The sequence below is a fragment of the Bradyrhizobium sp. USDA 3256 genome (assembly GCF_054058275.1).
This window is the reverse complement of sequence record NZ_JBSSAE010000002.1, coordinates 3,133,718-3,148,403: the sequence shown is the minus strand read 5'-3', so window position 1 is coordinate 3,148,403 and position 14,686 is coordinate 3,133,718. Positions and strand designations below refer to the sequence as shown.

Annotated in this window: 10 protein-coding genes; 4 read left to right on the top strand and 6 right to left on the bottom strand. The window is 64.0% G+C overall.

Annotation, left to right across the window (positions count from 1 at the left end; translation table 11 throughout):
* The first annotated feature begins 25 nt into the window (after window positions 1-25).
* Window positions 26-1,924 carry a potassium transporter Kup gene (locus ACVWY5_RS16390; RefSeq protein ID WP_050384392.1) on the top strand — a complete coding sequence of 633 codons (1,899 nt, stop codon included), beginning with the start codon at window positions 26-28 and terminating at the stop codon, window positions 1,922-1,924.
* 115 nt (window positions 1,925-2,039) lie between these two features.
* Here ACVWY5_RS16390 and ACVWY5_RS16385 read toward each other — a convergent pair whose 3' ends face one another.
* The 4 genes from ACVWY5_RS16385 to ACVWY5_RS16370 form a co-directional block, all read right to left on the bottom strand.
* Window positions 2,040-3,815: an adenylate/guanylate cyclase domain-containing protein gene (locus ACVWY5_RS16385; protein ID WP_028332100.1), complete on the bottom strand. Its 1,776-nt coding sequence runs from the start codon at window positions 3,813-3,815 to the stop codon at window positions 2,040-2,042.
* Window positions 3,816-3,983: 168 nt separating this feature from the next.
* On the bottom strand, window positions 3,984-6,710 hold the full coding sequence (gene gyrA / locus ACVWY5_RS16380) for a DNA gyrase subunit A (RefSeq protein WP_028332101.1): 2,727 nt from the start codon (window positions 6,708-6,710) through the stop codon (window positions 3,984-3,986).
* Window positions 6,711-6,934: 224 nt separating this feature from the next.
* Window positions 6,935-7,333, bottom strand: coding sequence for a DUF2306 domain-containing protein (locus tag ACVWY5_RS16375; RefSeq protein ID WP_028332102.1), 399 nt, complete (start codon window positions 7,331-7,333; stop codon window positions 6,935-6,937).
* 253 nt (window positions 7,334-7,586) lie between these two features.
* The gene (locus tag ACVWY5_RS16370; RefSeq protein WP_028332103.1) at window positions 7,587-8,078 is read right to left on the bottom strand and encodes a single-stranded DNA-binding protein; all 492 of its coding nucleotides are present in this window, start codon (window positions 8,076-8,078) and stop codon (window positions 7,587-7,589) included.
* A 448-nt stretch (window positions 8,079-8,526) separates the two neighbouring features.
* Here ACVWY5_RS16370 and ACVWY5_RS16365 point away from each other — a divergent pair, with 448 nt between their 5' ends.
* The 3 genes from ACVWY5_RS16365 to uvrA all read left to right on the top strand — a co-directional run bounded on the left by ACVWY5_RS16365 (window position 8,527) and on the right by uvrA (window position 13,454).
* Window positions 8,527-9,273: an outer membrane protein gene (locus tag ACVWY5_RS16365; protein WP_028332104.1), complete on the top strand. Its 747-nt coding sequence runs from the start codon at window positions 8,527-8,529 to the stop codon at window positions 9,271-9,273.
* A 270-nt stretch (window positions 9,274-9,543) separates the two neighbouring features.
* A complete protein-coding gene (locus ACVWY5_RS16360) occupies window positions 9,544-10,203 on the top strand; it encodes an outer membrane protein (RefSeq protein WP_028332105.1) in 660 nt (219 codons plus the stop codon).
* A gap of 269 nt (window positions 10,204-10,472) precedes the next feature.
* Complete coding sequence (gene uvrA / locus ACVWY5_RS16355) at window positions 10,473-13,454, top strand: excinuclease ABC subunit UvrA (protein WP_028332106.1); 2,982 nt, start codon at window positions 10,473-10,475, stop codon at window positions 13,452-13,454.
* A 118-nt stretch (window positions 13,455-13,572) separates the two neighbouring features.
* On the opposite strand, the gene ACVWY5_RS16350 is transcribed toward uvrA, so the two are convergent.
* Together ACVWY5_RS16350 and ACVWY5_RS16345 are read right to left on the bottom strand one after the other, a co-directional pair.
* Window positions 13,573-13,875: a VOC family protein gene (locus ACVWY5_RS16350; protein ID WP_028332107.1), complete on the bottom strand. Its 303-nt coding sequence runs from the start codon at window positions 13,873-13,875 to the stop codon at window positions 13,573-13,575.
* A 225-nt stretch (window positions 13,876-14,100) separates the two neighbouring features.
* Complete coding sequence (locus ACVWY5_RS16345) at window positions 14,101-14,433, bottom strand: PRC-barrel domain-containing protein (protein ID WP_028332108.1); 333 nt, start codon at window positions 14,431-14,433, stop codon at window positions 14,101-14,103.
* Window positions 14,434-14,686 lie beyond the last annotated feature (253 nt).

Genomic DNA, 14,686 nt, shown 5'->3' with positions numbered 1-14,686 from the left:
GATTGCCGTGACGAGTACGCCCGCCATCGTTTCTTCTGGCCACCCCCCGTCCAGTCCGATCCCGGTTGCCGTCACGCTCGGTGCCCTCGGCGTCGTCTATGGCGACATCGGCACCAGCCCCCTCTACGCTCTGAAGGAAGCCGCCAAGGCCGCCACCCATGGCGGTCCCCTCACCGAGAGCGCGGTGCTCGGCGTGGTCTCGCTGATCCTGTGGGCGCTGATCCTCATCATCTCGATCAAATACGCGATGCTGATCCTGCGCGCGGACAACCGCGGCGAAGGCGGCATCGTCGCGCTCTTGGCGCTGCTCTCGGCGCGCAACGCGGCGCCCGGCACCTGGCGCGCCCATCTTCTGGTGGTCGGCCTGATCGGCGCCGCCCTGCTCTACGGCGACGGCGCCATCACGCCGGCCATTTCGGTGCTGTCGGCAATCGAGGGCCTCAAGGTCGACGCGCCCTCGCTGACCCCTGCGGTGGTGCCGATCACCGTCGTGATCCTGATCGGCCTGTTCATGATGCAGAAGCAGGGCACCGGCTTCATCGGGAGGATCTTCGGCCCGGTGATGCTGTTCTGGTTCGCTGTGCTGGCAGCCCTCGGCATTCACGGCATCGTCAAGGCGCCCGGCGTGCTGGTTGCGCTGAGCCCGCTCTATGCATTCGATTTCCTGATCCATCAGGATTTTCACGTCAGCTTCGCCATCCTTGGCGCCGCCTTCCTCGCGGTGACCGGCGGTGAGGCGATGTATGCCGACATGGGGCATTTCGGCCGCTTTCCGATCCGGCTCGCCTGGTTCGCTGTCTGCCTGCCCGCTTTGGTGCTGAACTATTTCGGCCAGGCCGCGCTGTTGATCACCGACCCGACCGCGATCGAAAACCCGTTCTTCCAACTCTCGCCTGACTGGTCGCATTACCCGCTCGTCCTGCTCGCGACCATCGCCACCGTGATCGCCTCGCAGGCCATCATCTCGGGTGTGTTCTCGCTGACCCAGCAATCGATCCAGCTCGGCTTCCTGCCGCGCATGCACATCGAGCACACCACGAGCGATGCGATCGGGCAGATCTACGTGCCGCTGGTGAACTGGATGCTCGCCGCCGGCACACTCGGCGCGGTGCTCGCCTTCGGCAGTTCCGACGCGCTCGCCGGCGCCTACGGCATCGCAGTGTCGCTGTTGATGGCGATCACCACGCTGCTTGCAGCGCTGGTCGCGATCCAGTGGGGCTATTCGCCGATCATCGTGATCGCCGTGAACGGCTTCTTTTTCGTGATCGACGCGATCTTCTTTGCGGCGAACTCGACCAAGCTGTTCGAAGGCGGCTGGTTCCCGCTGCTGCTCGCCGCTGCGGTGGCCTTCCTGATGCTGACCTGGCGCGGCGGAGTGAAACTGGTCGAGACGGCGCGCAGCAAGCTGCGTCAGCCGGAAGAAGATCTGATCGAGACCGCGGTCAACAAGTGCCACAGCCGGCTGCCGGGCACCGCCATATTCCTCGCCTCTGCCCCCAACGGCGTGCCGCTTGCCTTGACCCAGTTCGTCAAGCACAACCACGTGCTGCACCAGCGCGTGCTGCTGGTCACCGTCCAGATCGAGGAATCCCCGCGCATCTCGGACGAGGATCGCGTTGTGGTTCACGACGTCACCCCGGGCATCATCCGGGTCATCCTGCGTTACGGCTTCATGCAATATCCGACCGTGTACGAAGGGCTGAAGCTCGCCTGCCGTCAGGGCAAACTGCCCGGTCTGCGTCTGACCGATGTGACCTACTACATCGGCCGCGAGACCATCATTCCGAGGGAAGACATTCCAGGCATGTGGGTATGGCGGGAATCGCTATTCGCGTTCCTGCAGCGCAACGCCGAACGGTCGGCGGCGTTCTTCGGCGTGCCGACCGGACAGGTCGTGGAGTTCGGGACGGAGATCGAGATTTAATCTCGTCGCCTGCGTAGCCCGGATGAAGCGAAGCGCAATCCGGGACAATGGAAACCGCACCGCAAGCCACCGGATTTGGTTCGCTGGCCACCTCGTCAGCGCCCGCAGGCACAATTCATTCGGGCAATCCCGCCTTCCGAAGCCCCTCGATCAACAGCTGCGCGTTTGGGTACCCGCCCCTGGCGATCATTGCGGATATTGTAAAGGCGGGATCGAGCTGAAGCAGGAGCGCCGCCGCCTCTCGCGCCTCCGAGTCGCGTCCGAGATGGGCGAACGCGGACGCGAGACAACGGTAAGCCAGCGAATAGGAGGCATTCTGGCGCCGGCATTTGTTCGCTGCGACGATGGCCTCGTCAAAGCGGCGAAGCTCGATGAAGGCCATCCCCATCCCAACAAACGTGATGGGTAGCCGCGGGTCTAACGGGCTCAGGCGGATGGCGCGTTCAAAACTCCGGACCGCTTCATCCGGAAGCCCGGCAACTCGATAGACACTGCCTCTGGCTGTCCATGCGCGATATGAATTCGGATTGAGAGCGACCGCCCGGTCGGCCAATTCGATCTCACTCTCACAATCGCCGGCCATGTACGCCGAGGTGAGGGAAACCCAGGCTAATGTCTCCGCATCACCATCGTCGATGCTCAATGCCAGGCGAAGCAGCCGAACCGCTTCCTTGCGGTCAAATTGAGGATCGACGGCATGCCCCCAAAGGATGTTCTGCATGTGCGCGAGACCTGCCAGAGCGGCGACAAAGCCGAACCGGGGGTCAAGCTCCAAAGCACGATGCGCCAGCCTGATCGCCTCGGCCAACCCGTCGGCGGTCATCAGGTAATGCTGCTGCATGGCGCGGAGATAGAAATCATAGGCGGTGAGGTTCTCCGGTCGCCGTGCCGACAGGCCGATTTCGATCTGCAACAATTTTGGTTGAATGGCCGAAACGACGGCGACGGTCACCTCGTCCTGGAGAGCGAATATGTCCGTCAGGTCGCGCTCGAACCTGTCTGCCCAGATGTGCGTTCCGGTCACCGCATCGATCAACTGCCCGGTGATGCGAACCTTCCCCGCGGCCTTTCGCACAGACCCCTCAAGGACATAGCGGACGCCAAGCCTGCGGCCGACCTCCTTGATATCGACCGCCCGGCCCTTGAAGGTGAAACTCGAATTTCGGGCGATCACGAACAGCCATTTGAAGCGCGACAGCGCGGTGATGATCTCCTCGACCATTCCGTCCGCGAAGTATTCCTGCTCGGGGTCGCCGCTCATATTCTCGAACGGCAGCACGGCGATCGACGGCTTGTCGGGGAGCGCCAGAGCTTGCGCGCTGTCGACCGGCGGCTCGATCGGCGCGCCCGCGGGATGGCCCGCATTTACCCTCGATCGCCACGCGCGCATCGGCTCAGCAATGTTCTTCAGGTTCTGCGAGCCCATGTCCTCGAACACGGCATCGACCTTGCCGCGGATTTGACGTTGCGCATCGTCCGAGATGCAGATCCCGCCGGGATCCGCGATCCCTTCAAGGCGGGCGGCAATATTGACGCCGTCTCCAAAGATATCGTTTTCATCGACGATGATGTCGCCGACGTGGATGCCAATGCGGAATTCGATCCGCTTGAGCTGCGGTACCATGGCATTTTGCTCGGCCATTGCGCGCTGGACCTCAATCGCGCAACGCACCGCATCCACGACACTGCCGAACTCGGCGAGCACGCCGTCGCCCGTGTGCTTGACGACCTTGCCGCGGTGTTCGCTGATCTTGGGATCAGCGAGTCCACGCAGACGCTCCCTGAGCCGGACGTGTGTCCCTTCCTCGTCCAGGCCGGTCAGCCGACTATATCCGGCCACGTCAGCCGCGAGGATCGCTGCAAGCCGCCGTTCAACGCGATGATCGGTCAAAACGGCCTCCCGAGATCGGTAGATCCGCCGGACCCATCAAAGCATAGGGCGTTGCCCTTGGGCCAGGGGCGTGAGGCAGGCCGCCGGATTCCCGGAGCCTGTCAACGGGCGCGCATGTTGCACGCCCGTTGGCTGCATTCCGGCTGCGGGTTAATCGAAACGGCGGCGCTAGCCGCCGTTGCCGTTCTCGCCGTTTTCCTCTTCCGGAATGTGCTCGACCGAGACCACGTGCTCGTCCTCGGCGGTGTCGAACACGATCACGCCCTGGGTCGAGCGGCCGGCGACGCGGATGTCAGCCACCGGGCAGCGGATCAGTTGGCCCTTGTCGGTGACCAGCATGATCTGGTCGGCGTCCTCGACCGGGAACGACGCCACCAGGTTGCCGTTGCGGTTGTTGACGCTCATCGCGACGATGCCTTTGCCGCCGCGGCCGGTGGTGCGGTACTCGTAGGACGAGGTCCGCTTGCCATAGCCGTTGACGGAGACGGTCAGCACCACCTGCTCTGCCGCCGACAGTTCGGCATAGCGCTCCTGCGACAGCTGGATCGCATTCGCGGTCTCCTCGCCCTCGGCCTCGACCGGCTCCTCGGTCGTGGCCTCGCCGGCCACCGCGCGGCGCATCTTCAGGTACGCCGAGCGCTCATCCGAGGTGGTCTCGACATGGCGAAGGATCGCCAGCGAGATCAGCTTGTCGGCCTCGGCCAGCGCAATGCCGCGCACGCCCATCGACGTGCGGCCAGTGAAGACGCGCACATCGGTGACGGGGAAACGGATGCACTGTCCGCCGGCGGCGGTCAGCAGCACGTCGTCATGCTCGGTGCAGATCTGGACGTCGACGATCGCCTCGCCTTCCCCGAGCTTCATGGCGATGATGCCGGAGCGGCGCACGTCGACGAAGTCGGACAGCTTGTTGCGGCGAACCGTGCCGCCGGTCGTCGCGAACATCACGTCGAGATTGGCCCAGGAGGATTCATCCTCCGGCAGCGGCATGATCGTGGTGATGCGCTCGCCCTGCTCCAGCGGCAGGATGTTGATCAGCGCCTTGCCGCGCGCGTTCGGCGCGGCCATCGGCAGCCGCCAGACCTTCTCCTTGTAGACCTGGCCGCGCGACGAGAAGAACAGCACCGGTGTGTGGGTCGAGGCCACGAACAGGCGTGAGACGAAATCCTCGTCGCGGGTCTGCATGCCGGCGCGGCCCTTGCCGCCGCGGCGCTGCGCCCGGTAGGTCGACAGCGGCACGCGCTTGACGTAGCCCGCATGCGACACGGTGACGACCATGTCCTCGCGCTGGATCAGGTCCTCGTCCTCGACCTCGCCCTCCTGCTCGATGATCACGGTCTTGCGCGGGGTGGCGAACTGCTGCTTCACCTCGGCCAGCTCGGTCTTGACGATGCCCTGCACGCGGGCGCGCGAGCGCAGGATGTCGAGATAGTCGGCGATCTCGGCCGCGAGCTTGTCGAGCTCTTCGGAAATCTCGTCGCGCCCCAGCGCGGTCAAGCGCTGCAGGCGAAGGTCGAGGATGGCCCTGGCCTGCTCCATCGACAGCCGCAGCGTGCCGTCCTCGTTGATGCGATGTCGGGGATCGTCGATCAGCGTGATCATCGCCTCGACGTCGCGTGCCGGCCAGTCGCGCGACATCAGCGCCTCGCGCGCGGTGTTCGGATCGGGCGAGGTCCGGATGACGCGGATGATCTCGTCGATGTTGGCGACCGCGATCGCAAGGCCGACCAGGATGTGGGCGCGGTCGCGCGCCTTGCCGAGCAGGAACTTGGTCCGCCGGGTCACCACCTGCTCGCGGAACGCGACGAAGATGGTGAGCAGGTCCTTCAGATTCATCGTCTGCGGACGGCCGGAATCCAGCGCCAGCATGTTGGCCGGGAAATTGGTCTGCAGCGGTGTGAATCGGTAGAGCTGGTTCAGCACCACGTCGGGCACCGCTTCGCGCTTCAGCTCGATGACGACGCGATAGCCGTCACGATCGGACTCGTCGCGCAGGTCCCCGATGCCCTCGATCTTCTTCTCTTTGACGAGATCGGCGATGCGCTCGACCATCGTCGCCTTGTTCACCTGATAGGGAATTTCGGTGATGATGATCGCTTCGCGATCCTTCCTGATCGTGTCGATCGTCACCTTGCCGCGCATCACGATCGAGCCGCGGCCGAGATGGTAGGCGCTGCGAATGCCCTGGCGGCCCAGGATGACGCCGCCGGTCGGGAAGTCCGGTCCGGGAATGATGTCGATCAGCTCGTCGATCGTGAGCGCCGGATTGTCGATCAGCGCCACGCAGGCATCGACCACCTCGCCGAGATTATGCGGCGGGATGTTGGTCGCCATGCCGACGGCGATGCCGCCGGCGCCATTGACCAAGAGGTTCGGGAACCGGGCCGGCAGAACCGACGGCTCTTTTTCGGAGTTGTCGTAGTTCGGCTGGAAATCGACGGTTTCCATGTCGATGTCGGCCAGAACGGCAAGCGCCGCCCGGGTCAGCCGCGCTTCCGTATATCGATAGGCGGCCGGCGGATCGCCGTCGACCGAACCGAAATTGCCCTGGCCGTCGATCAGCGGCACGCGCAGGGAGAAATCCTGCGCCATGCGGACCATCGCGTCGTAAATCGACTGGTCGCCATGCGGGTGATATTTACCGATCACGTCGCCGACGACGCGTGCGGATTTCACGTATTTCTTGTCCGGCGTATGTCCCTGCTCATGCATCGAATAGAGGATGCGCCGGTGCACCGGCTTGAGCCCGTCGCGCGCATCGGGCAGCGCACGCGACACGATCACGCTCATCGCGTAATCGAGGTAGGACTTCTTCATCTCGTCGAGAATGGAAACGGGACGAATATCTGAGGGTCCCGGCGGCTCGCCGGGCTTGTGGTCGTCGTTATCGGACAATGGGGAAATCCGGTCGGTTCTACTGGGGAATCATATAGCCCATCAGGGGCCTGATAACCACCCTTGCGCGGCTCCGGCAAGCCGTTTTTCCGTTCGTTTTTTCATGCACTTACGGGTGGAGCGCCGAGGTTCCGGCTGCTTGGTCGCGAAGCGTGTAGCGAAGGGCGAATAGCCAATGGAAAAATCCCCTATCGCTATCCGCCATTCGCTACTCGCCTCTCCCGTCAGTGGCCGAAAACCACCGCGTGCATGATCCGCCCGGGCATGAAGGTGAACAGCCCGGCGACGAGCAGTGCGCCGAAGAAGATGCCGATCATCGTGAACCTGTGGCGGCGGACATTGTGGCTCCGTGCGGCCGTCACGCCGAGCGCCAGCATGGCGAGCGAGAAGATCGACAGCAGGTGGATCGGGCTCCAGGGACCGACCAGTTGGATCTGATGGATCCAGAACGAGCTTCCGGCGACCACCAGCATCAGGATCACCCAGATCCAGCCGAGGGTCCGGTGCGGCAGCGTGCCCTTGGGGGCGGCGAGCTGGATGGAGCCGAGCACGAAGGCGGCCATCGCGGCAAAGGCGTGGAGCGGGATCGCAGGCGCGGCGTCGAGCAATGGCGCGAGGCTCATGGTGGCGGCCCTCGAGTGAAGCTCGCGGCATTCCACTCGCCGCAGACCAATGTAAATATCATTCACATCGAGATGTGTCAAAGTCCCGTGGAACCGCAACGGTTCCCTGTCAATGCTCAAATGAGATCAGCCGAGTGCAAGGTTATCCTCATAACCCACACGAAGACAGCCCTACCCGCAATCGGGACGCCCCTCCGGAGAATGATCTTCACGGAACGGCGCCTGACGGAATCGACGGAAGCGCGACCGCTCATCAGAACGGGATGTCGTCGTCCATGTCGCTGTTGCGGCTGCCGCCACCCGCGGCGACTGCACGGCGCGGTGCCGAACTGACCGGTCCGGCCGAGCCGAAATCGCTGCCGCCATCATCGGAGAAGCTGCTGCCTCCACCGCCACGCCCGTCGAGCATGGTGAGGTTGGAGTTGAAGCCCTGCAGCACGACTTCGGTCGAGTACTTCTCGACGCCGCTCTGGTCGGTCCATTTGCGGGTCTGCAGCTGACCCTCGATGTACACCTTGGCGCCCTTCTTCAGATACTGCTCGGCGACCTTGCAGAGGCCCTCGTTGAAGATCACGACGCGGTGCCACTCGGTCTTTTCCTTGCGCTCGCCGGTGCCCTTGTCGCGCCAGGTTTCCGAGGTAGCGATGGAAAGGTTTGCGATCGGACGGCCGTCCTGCGTCCGCCGGATTTCCGGATCCTTGCCGAGGTTGCCCACCAGGATCACCTTGTTCACGCTTCCTGCCATCGCATCATCTCCACTCAAAAACCGGGCGTCCGGACATCGGTCGCCACTCTCAACCTTCGCCACTTACATCGCAGGCGTCGTGGATGACCCTATACGCCGGTGCCGGCTCGCCGCCTTTGCCGTCGCGCCGGTTATCCACGATATTCGAGATATAGCATCGGATCCGGCGCCGTTCCAGTTTTGTTCGCCACAACCAACCGTAGAAGTGGCCAGTGCCGTCGGAGCGGCAGTCGATCTCGGCACCGGCCGACGCCCGGCAACAAGATTTAGAAAAATAATAAAGAAATCAGTATCTTGCCTTATCGACACTTCCTCCGCGAGTGTTGCATTTGGGAGACTGCGTTTCCGGTTGAATCAGCGTATAGCTCCAACCGTGGCGCGGGCGCTCGCGTCTGGGATCGTGCTTCGGGACCGTTTGGAAGCCGATCGGGGAGTTGGGGGACTGATAATGAAGAAGTTTTTGCTCGGTACGGTTGCTCTGATTGCGTTTGCTGCGCCTGCAGCGGCCGCCGACCTCGCTGCGCGCCCCTACACCAAGGCGCCGCCGCCGGTGGTTGCACCGATCTATGACTGGACCGGTTTCTACATCGGCGCCAACGGCGGCTGGGGCTCGAGCCACAATTGCTGGGACCAGCTCCCGGCCGGCATCTTCCTCGCCTCGGACGGTTGCCATGACGCAACCGGCGGCGTCGCCGGTGGCCAGATCGGCTATCGCTGGCAGGCCGGCACCTGGGTGTTCGGCCTTGAAGCGCAGGGCGACTGGGCTGACCTGAAGGGCAGCAACGGCAGCGCGATCTTCCCGGGCCTGTTCACCAACCAGTCCAAGATCGACGCATTCGGCCTGTTCACCGGCCAGATCGGTTACGCCATCAACAACGTGCTGCTCTACGCCAAGGGCGGCGCGGCGCTGACCGACAACCGCTTCAACACCTACTTCACCCCGACCGGCGTGCTGGTCGGCAGCGCCAGCGACACCCGCTGGGGCGGCACCGTCGGCGCCGGCATCGAAGTCGGCTTCGCGCCGAACTGGACCGCAGGCATCGAATACGACCACCTGTTCATGCAGGACAAGACCTACAACCTGATCGCCCCCAACGGCACGCTGAACAGCACCATCCGCGATCGCCAGGACGTCGACCTCGTCACCGTCCGCGTGAACTACAAGTGGGGTGGCCCGGTCGTCGCGCGCTACTGATCGCGCCAGGCCGATTTGATCCAGACGAAGGGCCGGCCTCGCGCCGGCCTTTTTGTTTGTGCTGGTTTGTGCGCCGGCTTTTTCGTTGCGTGTACACGCGCACCTCACCGGGGCCGTTTTCGGTGCGTTGTGGTTTCGTGGATACACACGTTCCGGCATTTCTCTGTAGAAGCACCAGCACGTCACGCGACACTGCTGTGACGCTCTCTTCAAAATCTTTGAAGGGACAACAAGAAAATGAGCAAGAAAAACGGGACTCGGACTTTGAAAATCAGGAATGTTTTGCTGGCCTCGGCCGGCATGTTTGCACTGAGCGCTTTTGCACCGGCGATGGCTGCCGACATGGCGGCACGCGCGCCTTACGTGAAGGCTCCGCCGCCGGCGGCGATCTACAACTGGACCGGCTTCTACGTCGGCGGCTTCGGCGGCTACGCCAGCGAGAACTCCGGCACCCCGAGCATGGAGGGCGGCTTCGGCGGCGGCACCATCGGCTACAACTGGCAGGCCGGCAACATCGTGTACGGCCTCGAGGTCGACGCTGCAGGCGCTGACATCGACGCATCGGTCTCGACGCTCGGCGTCACCGCCCGCAGCAAGATCGACTCGCTCGGCACCGTGCGCGGTCGCCTCGGCTTCGCCGTCGACAAGGTGCTGTTCTACGGCACCGGCGGCTACGCCTGGGCCAACAACGAGGTCAGCGTCACCGCGCTCGGCGTGACCGCCTCGCAGAGCAACTTCCACTCCGGCTGGACCGTCGGCGCCGGCGTCGAAGCGTTCATCGCGCCGCAGTGGTCGATCAAGGGCGAATACCTGTATCGCAGCCTCGACAGCGAGACCTATTTCGGCGTGCCGTCCGGTACGCTCGAGCTGCACAGCGCCCAGTTCGGCGTGAACTATCACTTCGGCGGCCCGATCGTCGCCAAGTACTAAGACAAGTATTGAACGAATTGCTGACCGCCGTCGGCGGTCGGATCGCACCGAAAGGCCGGCCTCGCGCCGGCCTTTTTGCGTCAGGGAACCGGCGCTGCTGACGGCTGCTGCCATCAGGCAAACTATCCGTTGATGGACGCTATTCAGCACTGGAAATTGTCGGCCGTTCTTCCTACGTTCCAGTCTTCACACCCCATCGGCGCAAGGTCCCGGCATCACCGGCGATGCGCGCCCAAAAGGCGCCCAAGCATGCGCCCGGAACTGTCGCAATGGATGAAGTGCTCAAGGCGAAGCGCCAACAGAACGCCGGCTCCTCATCGCGCGCCATCACAATCCGTGGCGCGCGCGAACACAATCTGAAGAACATCGACGTCGAGATTCCCCGCGACAAGCTCGTGGTGTTCACCGGCCTGTCCGGCTCCGGCAAATCCTCGCTCGCGTTCGACACCATCTATGCCGAGGGGCAGCGCCGCTACGTCGAGTCGCTGTCGGCCTATGCGCGCCAATTCCTCGAGATGATGCAGAAGCCTGATGTCGACCAGATCGACGGCCTGTCGCCGGCGATCTCGATCGAGCAGAAGACCACGTCGAAGAACCCGCGCTCGACCGTCGGCACGGTCACCGAGATCTACGACTACATGCGCCTGCTCTGGGCGCGCGTCGGCGTGCCCTATTCGCCGGCCACGGGGCTGCCGATCGAGAGCCAGATCGTCTCGCAGATGGTCGATCGCGTGCTGGCGCTCCCCGAGGGCACCCGTCTCTATCTGCTGGCGCCGGTCGTGCGCGGCCGCAAGGGCGAGTACAAGAAGGAGCTCGCCGAGTATCTCAAGAAGGGCTTTCAGCGCGTCAAGATCGACGGCACCTTCTATGAGCTGTCGGAGGCGCCCGCGCTCGACAAGAAATTCCCGCACGACATCGATGTCGTGGTCGACCGCATCGTGGTACGCCCCGACCTCGCCCAGCGCCTCGCGGAAAGCTTCGAGACCGCGCTGAAGCTCGCCGAAGGCCTCGCCGTGATCGAGTATGCCGACGCACCGGCGGCGGCCGCGGGTGAAAAGGAAGACAAGAAGAAAACGGCAAAAATCCACGACAAGAGCGGGCCGGAGCGCATCCTGTTCTCGGAAAAATTCGCCTGCCCGGTGTCCGGCTTCACGATCCCCGAGATCGAGCCGCGGCTGTTCTCGTTCAACAACCCCTATGGCGCGTGCCCGGCCTGCGGCGGCCTCGGCGTCGAGCAGCATATCGACGAGGACCTGGTCATCCCCGACAAGGAGCTGACCCTGCGCAAGGGCGCGATCGCGCCCTGGGCGAAATCGTCCTCGCCCTATTACATCCAGACCCTGACCGCCCTCGGCAAACACTACAAGTTCACGCTCGACACCAAGTGGAAGGACCTCACCAAGAAGGTCCAGAACGCGCTGCTGCACGGCTCCGGCGACGACGAGATCAAGTTCTCCTATGAGGACGGCGTCCGCTCCTACGACACCAAGAAGCCGTTCGAGGGCGTCGTCACCAACATCGACCGCCGCTACCGCGAGACCGAGAGCGAGTGGGCGCGCGAGGAGCTCGGCAAGTATTTCTCCGACGTGCCCTGCGAAGGCTGCAACGGCCACCGGCTGAAGCCGGAGGCGCTGTGCGTCAAGATCGGCGGCAAGCATATCGGCGAGATCTCGGAGCTCTCGGTGAAGCGCGCCGGCGAATGGTTCGAGACGGTGCCGGAAGCGCTCAATGCGCAGCAGAACGAGATCGCGACGCGCATCCTCAAGGAGATCCGCGAGCGCCTGACCTTCCTGCTCGACGTCGGCCTGAACTACCTGACGCTGTCGCGCTCCTCCGGCACGCTGTCCGGCGGCGAGAGCCAGCGCATCCGCCTCGCCTCGCAGATCGGCTCAGGCCTCACCGGCGTGCTCTACGTGCTGGACGAGCCGTCGATCGGCCTGCACCAGCGCGACAATGCCCGCCTGCTCGACACGCTCAAGAGACTGCGCGACCTCGGCAACACCGTGGTCGTGGTCGAGCATGACGAGGACGCGATCCGCCTCGCCGATTACGTGCTCGACATCGGCCCCGGCGCCGGCATGCATGGCGGTCACATCGTCGCCGAGGGCACGCCCGACCAGATCATGCGCAACCCGAAATCGCTGACCGGCAAATATCTGACCGGCGAGCTTTCGGTGCCGGTCCCCGACCGGCGGCCGCCGAACCACCGGCGCACCATCAAGGTCGTCAACGCCCGCGGCAATAACCTCAAGAACGTCTCGGCCGAGATTCCGCTCGGCCTGTTCACCTGCGTCACCGGCGTCTCGGGCGGCGGCAAGTCGACGCTGCTGATCGACACGCTGTACCGCGCCATCGCCCGCAAGCTGAACAATGCCAGCGAGGGCGCGGCGCCGCACGACCGCATCGAGGGCCTCGAGCACATCGACAAGATCATCGACATCGACCAGTCGCCGATCGGCCGCACCCCGCGCTCGAACCCCGCGACCTATACCGGCGCCTTCACGCCGATCCGCGAATGGTTCGCCGGCCTGCCCGAGGCCAAGGCGCGCGGCTACGAGCCCGGGCGCTTCTCCTTCAACGTCAAGGGCGGCCGCTGCGAGGCCTGCCAGGGCGACGGCGTCATCAAGATCGAGATGCACTTCCTGCCCGACGTCTACGTCACCTGCGACACCTGCAAAGGCAAGCGCTACAACCGCGAGACGCTGGAGGTGCTGTTCAAGGGCAAGAGCATCGCCGACGTGCTCGACATGACGGTCGAGGAAGCCGCCGAGTTCTTCAAGGCGGTGCCGCGCGTGCGCGAGACCTTCCAGACCCTGCACCGGGTCGGCCTCGACTACATCCATGTCGGCCAGCAGGCGACGACGCTGTCGGGCGGCGAAGCCCAGCGCGTCAAGCTGGCCAAGGAGCTGTCAAAGCGCGCAACCGGCCGCACGCTCTACATCCTGGACGAGCCGACCACCGGCCTGCACTTCCACGACGTCGCAAAACTGCTCGAGGTGCTGCACGAGCTGGTCGCCCAGGGCAACACGGTCGTGGTGATCGAGCACAATCTCGAGGTCATCAAGACCGCCGACTGGGTCATCGACCTCGGCCCCGAAGGCGGCGACGGCGGCGGCGAGATCGTCGCCTGGGGCCCGCCGGAGGACATCGTCAAGGCACCGCGCAGTTACACCGGGAAGTTTTTGGCCCCGGTGCTGAAGAAGGCGAACAGCAAGCCGAGGAAGAGCTCAGCGAGCGAGGCGGCGGAGTAGCGGCATCGCTCGTCAGTGCGAGTTACCGCAACATGCAAGTAGGTTGGGTCGAGCGAAGCGAAACCCAACAACTCACCCCCGCGGCCCGAATGATGGGTATCGCTTCGCTCGACCCATCCTACTGATTACTGCGGCATGTGGCGATCTGCCAGACGTTTGCCCAGGCATCCCGGACCGTCGCGCGTCTGTCGCCGTAGGGCGTATCCACGGGTATCTCGATGGATTCAGCGGCTGCCGCGATCGCCCGACGATAGGTCTCGTCCGCGTCTTGAACATAGACGTAGAGAAAGGCCGGCATCGCCTCGCACACGCCTCCGCCATCGCTGATCAGGACGATCGAGTCTCCGATCCGGATTTCCGTCGGCGCGTCGGAGCGAACTTCGCCCTGCGCATCGAAAACGTCTCGAAGGAATCTGGCCAAGCCGGTGAGGTCGCGGTATGACGGAAGGCCAGCCGGCGGGCTTGAACCGGGGCATGGTCTGCCTTTGACGAAGCGACGATGATGCGGCGCTGATGAAAGCCACCAGAAACGCAGGAGCAAGTAGCCCGGATGAGCGAAGCGATATCCGGGGGCTCTGGCAGTCGCCAACGGCGGTCCCGCATGTCGCTTCGCTCATGGCGGGCTACAACAACCACCTCGCCTGCCCTACACCGCCCAATAATTCGGGTGCGTATACGACTGCGAGCGATCGCCCCAGTCGAATGCGTCGCCGTCGAACTCGGACGGCCCGGCGCGCAAATCCTCCAGCGTCACCTCGGCTTCGAAGGCCTGCCGCACGGGATCGAAGTGCAGCGCGGTCCATTTGACGGGATAGTGGTGGTGGGTACTCAGCACGCCGCCGGTCCTGATGATGGCGTAGGCCACCGTTCCGCTCACCTTGTCGAGCATCAGCCGCTCGATCGACCCGAGCTTTGCGCCGTCGCGCCCGAAGACGCAGACGTGCTCGACCCGGTCACTGGGCACCAAGGTATGATGCATGGCATCCTCCCTGTGTTTTCTCGTATTGCCCGATAATATATGCCTGCCGCGCTGGTGAGCCAATGGGGCGCGGTTCGGCGACAGGCCGGAGGAGCGATTGGCTATCGCGCGGCGGCGGACGCTTGCACAATTTCGGAATAATAAAAACGTATCGCTGATTTGCCCGACGCGTCAAGTCGCTTTTCGAATGTCGGCGGCAGCCTGCTCCTTTGCATGGGGTTGTTTTCGATATTTTGGGACACCCCACTCACCT